This window comes from Paenibacillus hemerocallicola (assembly GCF_006265175.1).
Taxonomy (GTDB): Bacteria; Bacillota; Bacilli; order Paenibacillales; family NBRC-103111; genus Paenibacillus_AB; species Paenibacillus_AB hemerocallicola.
Window position 1 is genome coordinate 58,288 of record NZ_VDCQ01000057.1, and the last position, 14,478, is coordinate 72,765.

Annotated in this window: 15 protein-coding genes, 1 pseudogene and 1 riboswitch; of the genes and pseudogenes, 4 read left to right on the forward strand and 12 right to left on the reverse strand. The window is 52.2% G+C overall.

Translation table 11 applies throughout. From position 1 onward, the window contains the following. Positions 1-367 precede the first annotated feature (367 nt). Positions 368-520, reverse strand: a riboswitch (cyclic di-AMP (ydaO/yuaA leader). A gap of 275 nt (positions 521-795) precedes the next feature. Together FE784_RS30225 and FE784_RS30230 are read left to right on the forward strand one after the other, a co-directional pair. After that, positions 796-1,542, forward strand: a complete 747-nt coding sequence (locus FE784_RS30225) for an ABC transporter ATP-binding protein (RefSeq protein WP_139605992.1) — start codon at positions 796-798, stop codon at positions 1,540-1,542. Further along, positions 1,539-2,735 carry an ABC transporter permease gene (locus FE784_RS30230; RefSeq protein WP_139605993.1) on the forward strand — a complete coding sequence of 399 codons (1,197 nt, stop codon included), beginning with the start codon at positions 1,539-1,541 and terminating at the stop codon, positions 2,733-2,735. Before FE784_RS30225 ends, FE784_RS30230 begins: the two co-directional genes overlap by 4 nt. A gap of 178 nt (positions 2,736-2,913) precedes the next feature. Here the strand turns inward: FE784_RS30230 and FE784_RS30235 are convergent, their stop codons facing one another. Both FE784_RS30235 and FE784_RS30240 read right to left on the reverse strand, forming a co-directional pair. Then, the gene (locus FE784_RS30235; protein ID WP_139605994.1) at positions 2,914-3,687 is read right to left on the reverse strand and encodes a TatD family hydrolase; all 774 of its coding nucleotides are present in this window, start codon (positions 3,685-3,687) and stop codon (positions 2,914-2,916) included. Between the two features lie 122 nt (positions 3,688-3,809). Further along, a complete protein-coding gene (locus FE784_RS30240) occupies positions 3,810-5,099 on the reverse strand; it encodes an HD domain-containing protein (protein ID WP_139605995.1) in 1,290 nt (429 codons plus the stop codon). A gap of 444 nt (positions 5,100-5,543) precedes the next feature. Here FE784_RS30240 and FE784_RS30245 point away from each other — a divergent pair, with 444 nt between their 5' ends. Then, positions 5,544-5,807 carry an AbrB/MazE/SpoVT family DNA-binding domain-containing protein gene (locus FE784_RS30245; RefSeq protein WP_120751344.1) on the forward strand — a complete coding sequence of 88 codons (264 nt, stop codon included), beginning with the start codon at positions 5,544-5,546 and terminating at the stop codon, positions 5,805-5,807. Positions 5,808-6,033: 226 nt separating this feature from the next. Here the strand turns inward: FE784_RS30245 and rsmI are convergent, their stop codons facing one another. The 10 genes and pseudogenes from rsmI to FE784_RS30295 form a co-directional block, all read right to left on the reverse strand. Beyond that, the gene (gene rsmI, locus FE784_RS30250; protein WP_246132255.1) at positions 6,034-6,924 is read right to left on the reverse strand and encodes a 16S rRNA (cytidine(1402)-2'-O)-methyltransferase; all 891 of its coding nucleotides are present in this window, start codon (positions 6,922-6,924) and stop codon (positions 6,034-6,036) included. 24 nt (positions 6,925-6,948) lie between these two features. Continuing rightward, positions 6,949-7,704 (reverse strand): annotated as a pseudogene (locus FE784_RS30255) (tRNA1(Val) (adenine(37)-N6)-methyltransferase); the annotation flags it as partial. A 111-nt stretch (positions 7,705-7,815) separates the two neighbouring features. Beyond that, complete coding sequence (yabA, locus tag FE784_RS30260; protein WP_139605996.1) at positions 7,816-8,166, reverse strand: DNA replication initiation control protein YabA; 351 nt, start codon at positions 8,164-8,166, stop codon at positions 7,816-7,818. A gap of 27 nt (positions 8,167-8,193) precedes the next feature. Further along, on the reverse strand, positions 8,194-8,997 hold the full coding sequence (locus FE784_RS30265) for a PSP1 domain-containing protein (RefSeq protein WP_139605997.1): 804 nt from the start codon (positions 8,995-8,997) through the stop codon (positions 8,194-8,196). 48 nt (positions 8,998-9,045) lie between these two features. Beyond that, positions 9,046-10,014 (reverse strand): DNA polymerase III subunit delta', encoded by a 969-nt coding sequence (holB, locus tag FE784_RS30270; protein WP_139605998.1) that lies wholly within the window; start codon positions 10,012-10,014, stop codon positions 9,046-9,048. Between the two features lie 49 nt (positions 10,015-10,063). Further along, the gene (locus FE784_RS30275) at positions 10,064-10,510 is read right to left on the reverse strand and encodes a YaaR family protein (protein WP_139605999.1); all 447 of its coding nucleotides are present in this window, start codon (positions 10,508-10,510) and stop codon (positions 10,064-10,066) included. A 31-nt stretch (positions 10,511-10,541) separates the two neighbouring features. Then, on the reverse strand, positions 10,542-10,871 hold the full coding sequence (locus FE784_RS30280) for a cyclic-di-AMP receptor (RefSeq protein ID WP_120751337.1): 330 nt from the start codon (positions 10,869-10,871) through the stop codon (positions 10,542-10,544). Between the two features lie 132 nt (positions 10,872-11,003). Beyond that, positions 11,004-11,678, reverse strand: coding sequence for a dTMP kinase (gene tmk / locus FE784_RS30285; protein WP_425465575.1), 675 nt, complete (start codon positions 11,676-11,678; stop codon positions 11,004-11,006). A 69-nt stretch (positions 11,679-11,747) separates the two neighbouring features. Beyond that, a complete protein-coding gene (locus tag FE784_RS30290) occupies positions 11,748-13,214 on the reverse strand; it encodes an aminotransferase class I/II-fold pyridoxal phosphate-dependent enzyme (RefSeq protein ID WP_139606001.1) in 1,467 nt (488 codons plus the stop codon). Between the two features lie 141 nt (positions 13,215-13,355). Continuing rightward, positions 13,356-13,583 carry a sigma factor G inhibitor Gin gene (locus tag FE784_RS30295; protein WP_425465576.1) on the reverse strand — a complete coding sequence of 76 codons (228 nt, stop codon included), beginning with the start codon at positions 13,581-13,583 and terminating at the stop codon, positions 13,356-13,358. A gap of 226 nt (positions 13,584-13,809) precedes the next feature. On the opposite strand from FE784_RS30295, the gene FE784_RS30300 reads away from it, so the two are divergent. Next, entirely contained in the window at positions 13,810-14,331 is a 522-nt protein-coding gene (locus tag FE784_RS30300; RefSeq protein WP_139606002.1) for a hypothetical protein, read from the forward strand. Positions 14,332-14,478: the final 147 nt, after the last annotated feature.

Below are 14,478 nucleotides of genomic sequence, written 5' to 3' on the forward strand. Positions count from 1 at the left end.
AAACGCAAGTTTTCATGCTTCCATCGCATTGCGAAAGACATGCTGGATGATCGTTTTACATGGGTTTCTCCTGTTGGAATAACGCCCACTTCTGCGGTCCTCCTTCATCAGTTCTCGCCGTCGAGTGTTACGCATGACTTTGATTGACGCGACCTGGTTTAGTTTTGATGATTCGTGCTTTGTGCCATCGGCTGCAGCATGTTTGGGCTATAAATATGACGGCGGCTGTCCAAGTAGTCCGTTCAAGAATTATTTTCGAAAAATTCAAAAAATTCGAAAATAAAAGCCGCTATGAAGAGGTACTCTTCTCGCGGCGTGTAATTCAATGCTCATCCCAGTTAAAGGCGGCATTCATGCCCGACAATCGTGCCTCTCTCTTCACGCTTACGAGGTTAGCTGACGGGTTCGGACGCGAGAGTCGCCCTATTTGCGCTTAGCCGCTCCGACGGCATGTCGCAAAATTCACCCCATGAACTTGGTTCCCCCGTTTCCCTTTTTGGAAACTCAGCGATAGTAAGTCGATGGCGGTATGCAGTTTCGAATCATTATGATCGTAATATTAAAGCCTTATGAAAAACCTGTAAAGAGGGTGAAAAGCCGGTATTTTATCGAAAACCCGAAAAATGTGTGATATTTCACTTTTTTTATGCAACAAATCGCTGTTTTTCTTCGTCTAAACCTTCTATGGCTTACTCTACGTATACGTTTTGTTAAAATCATCCACCCGAAGATGCGATTTTTCGGGTAAAAATGGTATGATGGACAGGAAACGGGAACGTAAACTGGAGGAAAAAAATGGATCCTGTACTGGAAATCAAGGAGCTGTCCGGGGGCTATATTTGGAACCGCCCGGTCATTCGCGAGCTCGATTTTTCGATTCATCCGGGAGAAATGGTCGGGTTGATCGGTCTGAACGGAGCTGGAAAAAGTACGACAATTAAACACATACTGGGATTACTGGCACCCCAGACCGGCTCCGTACGCGTAATGGGGCTCGAAAGGGGCGACGATACCGGTCGGTATCGCGGCTCGTTCGCCTATGTCCCCGAAGCTCCCGAACTATACGAGGAATTGACGATTCGCGAGCACCTTCGCATGACCGCCATGGCGTACGGGCTCGATTCCGCCGCATTCGAACGCCGGACCGTCACCCTGGCCGATCAGTTCGACATGACCGACAAGCTTGACTCGTTTCCGCAGACGTTGTCGAAAGGCATGCGGCAAAAAGTGATGATCATGAACGCTTTTCTTGTCGAACCGCCGCTGTACGTCATCGACGAACCGTTCCTCGGACTCGATCCGCTAGGCATCCGATCGCTCCTGGACCTGATGGTGGAGCGTAAAAAAAGCGGTGCGGCTTTTCTGATCAGCTCCCACATTTTGTCGACGCTCGAAACGTATTGCGACCGGTTTATCGTCCTGCACCGGGGTCGAATCGCGGCAAAAGGCACCCTTCAGCAGCTGCGGTCATCGGCCGGCGGAGCTCCGGAAAAGACGCTCGACGATCTGTTCTATACGATCGTGAAAGGCGGCGCGACATGAATCCGGCTGCGCAGTTATGGAAGGAGCGTCTATCGGCGCACATGAGGACGGTTTCGCGTTATACCGTATATGCCGGACAGAGCGGATTTTTCCTGTTTTTGCTCGCCGTGTTTATCGGTTCCTCGTACATGTACGGCAAATTGCTTGCCCGACTGCCGGATACGTTCCCTCATATGCTGGTTATCACCTGCTGGCTGCTTCCTTTCTTGGCGATCAGTCCGATCCGCACGCTGCTTCGCGAAGCGGATCTCGTATTCCTGCTCCCCATGGAAGCGAAGATGGGAACCTATTTCCGGCGAGCCGTGGCTTACAGCTTCGCCACCCAAGCATTCGTCACCGTTTTTGCCGTCTCCTCGAGCATGCCGATATACCGGCACGGCTTTCCGGACGATGCCGAACCCTACTTTTCGGTGCTCCTGCTCGCTCTCGCGCTGAAATTCGCGAACCTGCTCGGCGCATGGACGGAGGGCACATTTGTCCGCGCCGGTCACCGCGCCTTGTTCCGCTTCACGCGGTGGGTAGCCAATGCCGCGATCGTGTACGTGCTGTACCGGTTCGGAGGCTTGCCCGCTTCCCTCCTTCTGCTCGCCGCATTCGCCGCGCTGAGCGTGTGGGCCCGTATGTCGCGAAGAGTGCCGGTTAATTGGCCATACTTGCGGAGCAAGGAGTCGAGTCACAATACGACGATGCTGCTATTTTTCAACTGGTTCGTCGATGTGCCGGAATTGCCGAATCGCGTTAAACCGCGCAAAGCTTTGTCTCTTTTGGCGAATCTGGTCCAATTCCGCAAGGAAAACGCCTTTCGTTTTTTGTATGCCTTGACTTTGCTGAGGTCGGAGCTGTTCGGCATCGTTCTGCGGTTGACGCTTGTAGCATTGGCGATACTGCTCGTCGTCCGCAGCCCGCTCCTGTTCGCGGTCGTTTATGCGCTTTTTCAGATGATCACGAATGTGCAGCTGTCGGCTCTGGGCCGGTTTCACCGGCATTCCGTCTGGCCTGCCTTGTATCCTATACCGGCTTCGCTGCGCCAGGTATCGGCCGCCCGAATCGCTTTTATCGCCCAGCTCGTCCAGATCGTGCTGCTTGCGCTGCCGATGTTCCGGCCGGCAGTATTCTCGCCGTGGCTGCTCGCACTTCCGCCGCTCGGCTTGGCGCTTGCTTATGCGTTTCGTTCTCGGGTCAAAGCAGTTTAGCCGCATACTTTTGTCGATAAAGTCTGCAAAAAAGGGGAAGCGGAAAAGGAGAGGGATTATCTCTATTTTCTTGACTTTATCGACAACTTAAAAATCCCCGTTTCGTTCCCGGAATCGTTACTTGCGCGACCGGGAGCGAGCGGGGATTTTAAAATTTCGTTAAAATTTTCAAAAAATTTTAGCGCAAAGGCAGCCTGAAAAGCCGCGTCGCGTTATCCGACGTCACGCCGGCGATTTCCTCGAAAGAAACGCCTTTGATTTCCGCCGCGGCCTCGGCTACGAGCCGAACATAGCTTGTCTCGTTTCGTTTGCCGCGATAGGGGTGCGGAGTCAAATACGGAGCATCCGTCTCGATCAGCAGCCGGTCCATCGGCACTTGCGCCAAAACCTCCTTCGGCTGTTTGGCGTTCTTAAACGTTACCGGGCCGCCGAAGGAAATGTAGAAGTTCATGTCCAAACACAGCTTGGCCGTCTCCCAGCTTCCCGAGTAGCAATGCATCACGCCGCCGACATCCTCGGCCTTCTCTTCCCGGAGCAGCTGCACGACATCGTGATGCGCATCGCGGTTATGGATGGCGATCGGCATCCCGAGCTTGCGCGCCAGCCGGATTTGTTCGCGGAATACCCGGTGCTGCACGTCTTTCGGGGAGGTGTCCCAATAATAGTCAAGACCGATTTCCCCTATCGCCACAACCTTCTCCTTCGCGCACAGCTCCTCTATCCAATCGAGGTCGTCGGCCTCCATGTTGACGGCATCCTGAGGATGCCATCCGACCGCCGAATAAATAAAATCGTACTTCTCGGTCAATTCGATCGAAGTCGGAATCGTTTCCCGGTTGAAGCCGATGTTGATAATCCGGCTCACTCCGTTTTCCAGCGCTCGTGCGATCACCTCGTCCCGGTCTTCGTCAAACTGAGGCGCGTTCAAATGCGTATGCGTATCCGTAAGCAATAGCTTTCTCTCCCCACAAAGTGCAGTAATGGTTTCAGGCTTATTCCGGTACTTTGCGGAGTCCCGTAGCCGTACCCGCAAAGCTGCGAATTTCTTCGCCGCTTCTACCTATCTCCCGCATATTACCCGTCCAGTCCCAAAGTTCGCAGCAAGGCGGGCGAAAGGCACTGCTCCGCATGGCTCAGAAGCTCGGCCGGAAAATAAATATGATGCTTGCCCCCATGTATGCCGCCGATCGACCGGATAATATCCGACTTGCGGGAAATTTCCACAAGCTCGTGCTTACCGTCAAGCAGCCATATCGGCAAGCTTTCCTCTTCATTGCCGGCACGGTATACATCATAGGGGAGCTCGGTCAAATAATCGATCTCCAAGTAATAGTCCGGGTCGATTCCGCATGCACGCATTCCTTGCCGAAGCTCGCTTTCCAGCATACCGTCGATTTCGTCCACAGCTGCATATTTAAACAGCCTTCTGTTCAAAAAACGCGAGCATAGATCGGACAAGATACCATCCTTCTCCTTGCTCCATTGCATGATCGTCATCTGGACGTAAGATTCGTCCAGCATCAAGTAATCTTCCGTCGTCATCTTGTTTTCGAGCAAGCCGACGAGCGGACCCATCAGGAACTGATATTCGTGCTTATCCTCATAAAGCCGCTTCGCTCTCTCGAATACTTTACGGAGTATAATTTCCGAGCTGCGGGTGACGGGATGAAAATATACTTGCCAGTACATCTGGTAGCGGGACATCAAGTAGTCTTCGACCGCATGCATGCCGCTTTCCTTAACGACAATATGGCCCTTGTGCGGACGGATGACCCGCAAAATCCGTTCCAGATCGAACGTGCCGTAATGGACGCCCGTGTAATACGCGTCACGAAGCAAGTAATCCATCCGGTCCGCGTCCAGTTGGCTCGAGATTAAGCCGACGACGATTTCTTTGCCGTACGATTTGCATATGACATCGGATACTTTCTTGGGCAACTCCGGGTCGGCTTCGGTCAGTACGCGATTCACCTCGGTGTCTCCCAACACGAGCTTGCACGTCCATTCCTCATGATCGGTTCCGAACACGCTTTCCACCGAGTGCGAGAAGGGACCGTGCCCGATATCGTGGAGAAGCGCCGAGCACAGGCACAGGAGCCTTTCCTCTTTCGGCCAGTCGGCGTAGCCGTTCCGCTCGAATTGCGAAATGATACGGCGGGCCACTTCATATACGCCGAGCGAATGGGAAAACCGGCTGTGCTCGGCGCCGTGAAAGGTCATGAAGGAAGTTCCCAGCTGCCGGACCCGGCGAAGCCGTTGGAATTCCTTCGTATTGATCAAATTCCAGATCGTTTCGTCCTGCACGTAAATGTATTTATGTACGGGATCCTTGAACACCTTTTCTTCCATCAGCTGTCTCGTCATCTCCCACACTCCCGAACCGTAAAAAGGTTGCTGCGAAGCCTTGTCCGACGTCGCGTTTTCTTTTCTTTCTAGTATATACCAAGAGCCGGAAAACAGCCTCATCAATCTCGGCAACATTCATTCGACAAAAACGATTTTTACGCCGTCGATGTTCGACATAAAAACATGGATAATGTCGAAAAATATTCTTTTTTCGCTTCCAAATCACGGGAGACTCTAGCCTATTATTCAGCTTCATAATGTGATATTATGTAGACAGCATTAACACGAACTTATCCAAGAACCCGCTAGCATCAACTCTTCCGACGTCTGAACCAAAAATTGACGCGCGCGAAACAACATCCAAACGCCTGAAATCCGGTTGACTATTATGGGAATGGTTGGTATGATGATAGACGAAAACAATGTCGAATAATGACGAAATAATCGAGAGGAGAACAACACATGATGAAATCCACTGGTATTGTCCGAAAAGTAGACGAACTCGGGCGTGTCGTGATTCCGATAGAACTTCGCCGTACACTTGGAATCGGGGAAAAGGACGCTTTGGAAATTTACGTTGACGGAGAGCGGATCATGCTCAAGAAATACGAGCCCGCTTGTATCTTCACGGGTAACGCCGACAATCTCGTTTACTTCAAAGGAAAGATGATCAGCAAAGAATGTTTGGCCGAATTAGCAGAAATTTATAATTCTATGACAAATTAAAAGACAAATTCGGAATTATAGGTTATAATAGGATTATAAGAAAAGCTTCTGGTCGGAGCATCCCTAATGATGCGGCATTCTTATGCTAGAGTTGCTTTTCTTGGTTCGGATTCCAATTCGTTTTCCGGATCGATAACAAAGTTAATTCTAACCTTTATATATCTCCTCTGTAATCCCCAAGCGCAATGTGATGGCGTTGCGCATGGGGATCTTTTTTGCCTTTTTCTTATCTCTCCAGCAAAGCGTTATAAATGTCTCTCTTACTGACGTTACGATCAGCCGCCGCCCGCTTCATCGCTTCCTTCCGGTCGCCGACTTCCCGTTCGTATCGTGCCACATGCTCCTCCAGGGTCAGCTCCGCCCACCAAGGTCCGGCTGCATGCTCCGAATCGGGTGAATCGGCTCCGTTCCGATCTACGACCAGGCAGTACTCCCCCAGCGTCTCCCGGTTCTCGAGAAACGACAAACATTCCATGATCGTTCCCCGGACCACTTCCTCATACCGTTTCGTCAGCTCACGGACGATCGCCACAGGCGCATCCGTCCATACTTCCTTCATCGCCTCCAATGTCTTCACGATCCGATGCGGCGACTCGTAGAAAATAATCGTGGCCGGTACGCGACGAAGCCGCTCCAGCTCGTCCTTCAGCTTCTTTTTATCCCTGGGCAAAAATCCGGCGAACAGAAAGCGCTCCGTCGGCAATCCGGATACGATCAAGGCGGACAAAGCGGCATTCGCGCCGGGGACGGCCACGACCGAAACGTCCGCTTCTAACGCCAGCCTGACAAGATCGTAGCCCGGATCCGATATGGCCGGCATTCCCGCATCGCTAACAAGCGCAATCGATTGCCCTTCGAGGATCATTCGGATCAGTTCGGGACCGCTTGCCCGCTTATTATGCTCGTGATAACTGACCAGCCGCGACTGGATATCGAAATGAGTGAGCAGCTTCCGGGTTTGCCGCGTATCTTCAGCCGCTATGCAATCGACCTCTTTCAAAATGCGGACGCTGCGAAAGGTCATATCCTCCAAGTTGCCGATAGGCGTAGCTACAAGATAAAGGGTCCCTTGGCCTTCCTTCCGTTCATAGCTTTTCTGTACTTGCGGCGTATCGATTACACGCTCCCGAATTTCATTTCTTAACCGATCGACTTGGCCGTAGTAAACGTCAAGCAGCTCCTGGCAATACCGGTCACCTTCGTACACGATCAAGGGCGGAAGCAGCCGGAGCTCCGGCTTCCCGTCCCGCACCGCTTCGATCAGCACGATGTTGGCCTCCTGACCTTCCCGCGGGTGGACAAACCTCATTCGTTTCGGTTCCAGACGATGCTTCTGCATGCCGCTTATTATTTCCGCCAGCCTGGAGGGCCGATGAACCATCGCCACCTTGCCTCCGGTACGAACCAGCCTGCTGCAAGCGGCAAGCACGTCATCCAACGTGCACAACAGCTCGTGACGGGCGGCGGCAATGTATGGATTGATTTTATGATCTCCTGTCGTCACCGGCAAATAAGGCGGGTTGACCGTAATCAGATCGAACTTCCCGTAACCCAACGTTTCGTGCGCCCGCTTCAAATCGCCATGAACGATGCGAATTTGTTCATCCAGCAGGTTTAGTCCGACGTTGCGGGCCGCCATATCCGCCAAACGGTCTTGTATTTCCACGCCCACCATTTCCGCTTTCGTTCTCGTGGAGAGCAGCAACGGAACGACGCCGTTTCCCGTACACAGGTCGGCAATTTTTCCGCGAGGCGGAACGCTGCAGAAACGGGCAAGCAGAACGGCATCCAGCGAGAAGCTGAATACTTCGTCGCTCTGTATGATCCGCAGATCGTGAGTCAACAAATCGTCCAGCCGCTCTCCGGGCCGCAAGCTATCGTTCGGGTTAGGATGCATGAAACCGTGAATCTCCTCTCTTCTACAAGGGCGAAAAAACCGTAGAGTCGCGCGTCCGGCAACTGGATACGTTGCCGTTCGAATCGCTCTCTACGGTAATTGAGTTCGCGCTTATTTGTTCAAAAACGAAAGGCAAAACAGACAATCCTTCTCCGTTCGCAAATGTCCGTAGTGCACATTGCATATATGAAAGCCTTCAAGATATAGCCTGGCCAAATTATCGTAGCCTTCGCCGACGGCGTGCGTCTCTTTTGCCGTTTTTTCGACTTGCTCCTGAGACGACTCCTCCCCGGCAGCTTCGCGTCTCAGCAGCTTTCGCAGCTGTTGATTTTCAATGCTGAGCCGTTTGTTTTCTTCCAACAGCTGGACGACTTCCTGCTTCAATGAGCCGATAACCTGATGAATGCCGCCCGCCTGCTCTTCCAACTGATGCATTTGCGTAAACAGGTCCTTTTTCTCCACGTCTGCACCTCAGCGTCCAACTATCGGTTAATCTTGTTCCACGACATCGTCGCAAGGCATAACCTCGACCTTGCCGGCATCGAACAATTGCACTTTGACCGTGCGGTTTTCCACATGCAAGCCAATTACTTTACCATTGCCCATGGACGTGATGACGATACTGCCAACCTTCGGCATTTCCTGCTTGCCGCTTTCGTATTGATCGTGCTCGTATTTCAGACAACACATCAACCGGCCGCATAGTCCGGATATTTTCGTCGGATTGAGCGATAAATTTTGATCTTTGGCCATCTTGATCGAAACCGGCTCGAAATCGCCGAGAAACGAAGAACAGCATAAGATGCGCCCGCAAGGTCCGATGCCGCCCAGCATTTTCGCCTCGTCGCGCACACCGATCTGCCGAAGCTCGATACGCGTCCGGAAAATGCCGGCCAAATCTTTGACGAGCTCGCGAAAATCGATGCGGCCTTCGGCCGTGAAATAAAAAATGATCTTGTTGCGGTCAAACGTATATTCCACGTCCACCAGCTTCATCTTGAGCTGGTGTTCCTTGATTTTGTCCTGACAAGTAACCATGGCGCCTTTCGCCGCGCTTTTATTGTCATCGACCAGCTTGGCGTCCGTATGGTCCGCAACGCGGATAACCCGTTTCAGAGGAAGCACTACATCCGATTCGCCAACGGTACGCTTCCCGATCACTACTTTCCCGTATTCGACACCGCGTGCGGTTTCCACGATAACCGCGTCTTCTTTTTGTATAGGAAGATCCGATGGATCGAAATAATACACTTTGCCCGCCTTTTTGAAGCGGACTCCGACGACGTTGTACACTTGCTCCCCTCCTAGGAACTTTGCGGATGCAAAGTTTACTTCGTAAGCCTATTTGACGCCGATCAGAAACTGTTCCAGCACAAGCTGCGCGTTTGCGTTGGAGCGGAGCCGTTTCCGCGCTTCCACGGTGCGCTCCATGCAACCGATCCAACCGTCGGCGTCCCGGGTGAAGGCATGCTTGGCCAACCAGTCCGCCTGATCTATATAAACAATGCTTTGTTTTCTTCCGAACAATACATGAATCATGTCTTTGTACCACAACATAATCATATCGAACAGCGTGTCCAAATGCTCGGCGACTTCCGACTTGACGACCTTCTGCTGAACGGAGACGACAAAAGGCTGCTTGCCGGCCAAGTCCTTCATCAATTGTATCATCACGTTTCTCGTTTCTGCAAACCAATTTATTTGGATAAGCGCTCTCGCGGCCTCCAGGCCGGCTGCCAAATGGGCGGCAACGTGCACAAGTTCAGGAGATAACCCTTCGGCCAGCAGCGTTTGCTTCATCTGTACAGGCGGAACCGGGAAAAATGGCATCCACTGCGCACGCGACTGAATCGTCGGCAGCAAGGCTTGTCCGTTCTCCGTAATGAGGATGGCGATGGCCGGCGATATCGGTTCTTCCAAAAACTTCAGCAAGCTGTTCGCAGCCTGTACGGTCATGCGATCTGCATCGTTCAACACATACACCTTCGTACCCGAAGTAGAAGAACGGTAAGAAAATTGCTGCTGCAGCTCGCGGATTTGATCAATCTTGATACTTGCGCCGTCCGGCTCTACCCAATACAGATCGGGATGGTTGCCGTGAGCAAGCTTTCTGCACTCCAAGCATTCGCCGCAAGCGTCATCCGCATTCCGACTGCAGAACAGCGCCCCCACGAACGCTTTCGCCATTTCCTTCTTTCCGCTGCCGAGTGGACCGGCGAATATATACGCATGGGACAGTTTGTCCGTGCGCAAGCCGTTTTGCAGCATCCGCTTCGTACGTTCCTGTCCCGGAATCGATTTAAAATTCATTATTCGCTCACTCCAAGATTTTTGGGGATCTCGACTGCTAAGAAAAGCTTCAATAAAGCAAATTGATCAGCATCCCGCGAATTTCGCCAACTTTGCCCAGAAGCTCGATTTTCCCTTCCTCGGTTTCGAGCATATCGTCAGCCATTTCAACAAGGTGCCGATCAATTTCGTCCAGCAGTTTGTAACGCTTTCCGCGGCCTCGGCGATCCCATCCGGTCGTGTCCTTGATTCCGATCCCTTTGCGAACCGTTTTCTCGAGAAACTGCTTGACCAATGCTTTGTACGCGCGCAGCTCCCGGACGGTCATCGATTTATTCAGCCGTTCTCCCTGCAGCTGAATTTGCTGCAGCATCCGGTTCAATTGCTCGGCGTCGGTCTTGCCGTCTTGTTGATTCAACATGTCCGAGAAGCTTTTGGAAGCTATGGGAGGCGAAGCGGGGCTGTCGGTCAATTGGATCTGCTTGCCGAATGGGCGCCAGCCGGGATTAATTTTCACGCTCGTAAACCTTCCTTTTATATATGTTGGCTTAAAAATGTTCGAATCGTTCCACCGGAAGGACGAATACGGCCGCACCGCCGACCTGAACCTCGACCGGAAAAGGAATATAGGAATCGGTCGTACCGCCCATCGGCGATACGGGAGTCACAAGCTGCTCGCGTACTTTGCAGTTTGCCTTGATCACTTGGAACACTTCGTGTATTCTCTCGTCTTCGATCCCGATCATAAACGTGGTGTTGCCGGCTTTCAAAAATCCGCCGGTGCTCGCCAGCTTTGTCGCCCGAAATCCTTCCTTGACAAGAGCATTGGACAAACGGTTGCTGTCCTTATCCTGTACCACCGCAATGACCAGCTTCATAAGCAAAACCTCCTCTGAATCGTTTATGATGCTCCACCGTACACATAGTATACCACAACGCGAAGAAAACGTTTACATACCCCATAGGTGCATCTATTTGGCGCAGCATATTCCTTTTTGGCCTTGCTGCTATTATACACCATTTTGGTTGCAAATGTTCCCGCCGGCCGACTTAAGCCCCAATCGTTCGATCAGTATGGCGGACAAAGCCAGTACCACTTCCTCCTCGGACCTCTCCGCGTCAACGAGTACGATCCGTTCCGGAAAAAGGTCCAGCAATTGCAAGTATCCGCTTCGCACGCGCTCGTGAAACGATACGGCTTCCAAATCAAGCCGGTTTACCTCGCGGTTCCGGTTAGCATGAATCCGGGCTAGTCCCGTTTGGGGAGATACGTCCAAAAGGACAGTCAGATCCGGCATCGTCTCATGAATGGCGAACCGGTTCAATGCGAATATTTCGTCAATGCCAAGCCCCCTCGCATATCCTTGATAGGCCAAGCTGCTGTCGATGAACCGGTCGCATAAGACCGCCTTTCCTTCCTGCAGCGCCGGCATTACTTTCTGTACGAGATGTTGACGTCTCGCCGCCGCATATAGAAGCGCTTCCGTTCTTCCGTCCATATCGACATTGCGCTTGTCCAGGATCACCTCGCGGATTTGTTCCGCTATCGCTATCCCTCCGGGCTCGCGAGTAACCACGACTTCGAAGCCGTTCTCCCGAAGCAGCTGTTCCATCGAGCGGATCGCCGACGTTTTGCCGGCTCCTTCTCCGCCTTCAACCGTTATAAAATATCCTCTATTCGCCACGATCGTTCTCCTATTAGCATCGTTATTGGCATAATGGTTCTATTCGCTGCAGACATTCCCGTTTCCTGCTTACTTTTTATGTAAGCTCACCCGAATTGTTCGAAATTGCGGATCGGACGACCCTTGGAACCTTGCTCCCTTGCTCGCCATAGCTTGCAGGTCTTGCACGATTTGTTCCGTTATTGTCTCTCCCGGATACAAGACCGGAATGCCGGGAGGATACGGAATAACCATCTCCCCCGCTACGGCCCCCACGGCCTCTGTAAGGGCAACTTGCTCTGTTGCTGTCGATGTATTCATTTGGAATGGGACCGGAGCGGAGACGCGACTTTGGTAGAGGGAATGCTCGGTCGCCATCTCTGCGGATAAAGACAGCCTCCTGTCGGTCAACCCGAATTCGGAAGCAATATGTTCCAGCGCATTAGCCAGTCGGTCCGCATCTCGCGTTTCCGAGGCCAGGCTGAACACCAGCAGCACATGACGGGGATCGGCCATCTCCGTCATAACCCCGAGCCGTTCCAATTGGTCGCGCAGTTGAAATCCGCTCAGTAATGCAGTGGCATCGGATATTGCCATTTTAAAAGGATCTTTCGTTTCGTATGCAGCCGTCGGTTTTCGCGGTATGACCTGAAACCAAGGCCATTGGTCGAGCAGCGTCTCCACTCGCGCTACAGCCTTCAAGCCCCGGTCCAACCAATGGTTCCCTTCGGTTTGCAGCAAACAGCGACTTGCATCGAGCGATGCCATAATCGGATAAGAAGGACTGGAGCTCTGCAGCATGGCCAGACGAGTCCCGACTCGCTCGCGGTCAATCAGGCTGCCCCGTATATGGAGCATCGCACCCATAGTCATCGCAGTGAGCATTTTGTGTGTCGATTGTACGACGAGGTCGGCCCCGCTGGTCAAGGCCGATTCCGGCAAGTCGGGATGAAACCCATAGTGGGCTCCGTGCGCCTCGTCGACGAGCAGAGGCTTGCCATAGGCATGCGTTAGTTGGGCAAGCTTCCGTACATCCACGCCCATCCCGTAATAATTCGGATTTGTGATCAATACTCCTTTGGCCTCGGGATACCGCTGCAGGGCTAGCTCTACTTGTTCCGGTTCCACTCCGCTGGACAAACCCGATGCGGAATCGTAGCAAGGGGAGAGGAACACTGCTTGGGCTCCGGCTAACATCAAGCCGTGTATGACCGATTTATGCACATTTCTTTGCACGATGATCATGTCTCCCGGATCGCACAAGGACAATATGGCAGCCAGGTTTCCGACAGTGCTGCCGTTTACGAGAAAGAAAGTTTCATCCGCCCCGAAGCAGGCCGCCGCCAATTGCTGCGCTTCCCGAATGGCCCCCTCCGGATGGTGCAAATCGTCCAGACCGGTAATCTCGGTCAGATCGATAGACAGCAGCTCCCGGAATATGGCCGCGGCGGGGAGCAAGCCTCTTCCGGATTTATGCCCCGGCACGTGAAGCCCGGTATGTTGAAGCCGGCTGTGGCGTATAAGCGCATCCAGCAACGGCATATGTTTCGGATTCATTCGAAGCCCTCCATCAGCCATTCTTCCTCTTATACAATACAGGAAACGTTCCAAGTAAAGCAAAAAAGGCCTGTTCCGAAATGGAAGACCTTGAAGTACGCCATATACTATTCGATCTATTGGCTCTAGCCGGCCGGCAGGCTAGGCGTTCATTTTATACCATATTTTGTTCATTCGATGAATAAAAAACGGATATTTGGCGTCCAATACATCGGTCTTCACCATTTCCGCTTCGCAATCGTCACAGATGAATTCGGAACAGATCATGATCCCGTATGGCTTAGGCTGATCGCAAATGATACATGGATTCGTTAACATCTCTTCTTGTTCCACTCGGTTCACCCGCCCTTCTCTACCAGTATGCCACATTTTCGACTCTCGTAAACTAGAATCGGCAGCTTTTCAGTAACATTTTCCGCTTTTTGTTTCATAGGCTACATTAAGGTATGTCGCTTATGGGCGAATGGTGCCGCGAATTCGCAATCCTGCGAAGAAAATGCTTTTGCGTCCAAGACGTTCCCTATATAATAGAAAGGACAGGTTGACCCCTGCTTCATCGCAAGACGGATTAGCCGTCTTGTCAGGAGGTTTTCGTTTGCACCGTCTGGATAAAGACTCGACCATTTATAATTTTACGCTTATTCGCAAAATACGTCACCGTCCGATACCGCTTCTGCTTTACGGCATTTTGCCGCTTCCGGTCGCTATCTTCCTGTCGGTCTCGGTATCCCCTTGGAGTTTGCTGTGGCTGGTAGGGGGCATTGTGCTCTTGCCGTTGCTGTACAGCACGCTTATCGGCTTGTATATAAAAATGCTCGGTGCCGACCAGCGCGGCACATGGTCTTATGCCTGGCGCCTGCCATGGCTCGGACTGCTGCCCAAGCAACATTTCCCGCTTCGCACCATTACGCGGATCCACCACCAATTGTTTTGGATCGGTCTCGCCATCATAGGCTGCTTGTACCCCTGGATCGACAAAGGGCATTGGCTGACCTTGTCGGCCCTGCACCTCTGGTTTCTGGCCCCGCGCTATTGGATTTTTTACTTGCTGCGCCGCACCAAGAAACAAGGCGTACTCAAAATCAATCCCGGCGACACTTCTTATTATGTGCAATAGCCCGAGCGGTGCTCGGGCTTGCCCATTACCTTCAGAAGCTGCTATCACATGGAGAAATACATTAAAGCCGCATCCGATATGGACGCGGCTTATACGTTTGGAATTTGGTTATTCCCTGAAAACTGAATGCGAAACGAATCGAGTTTG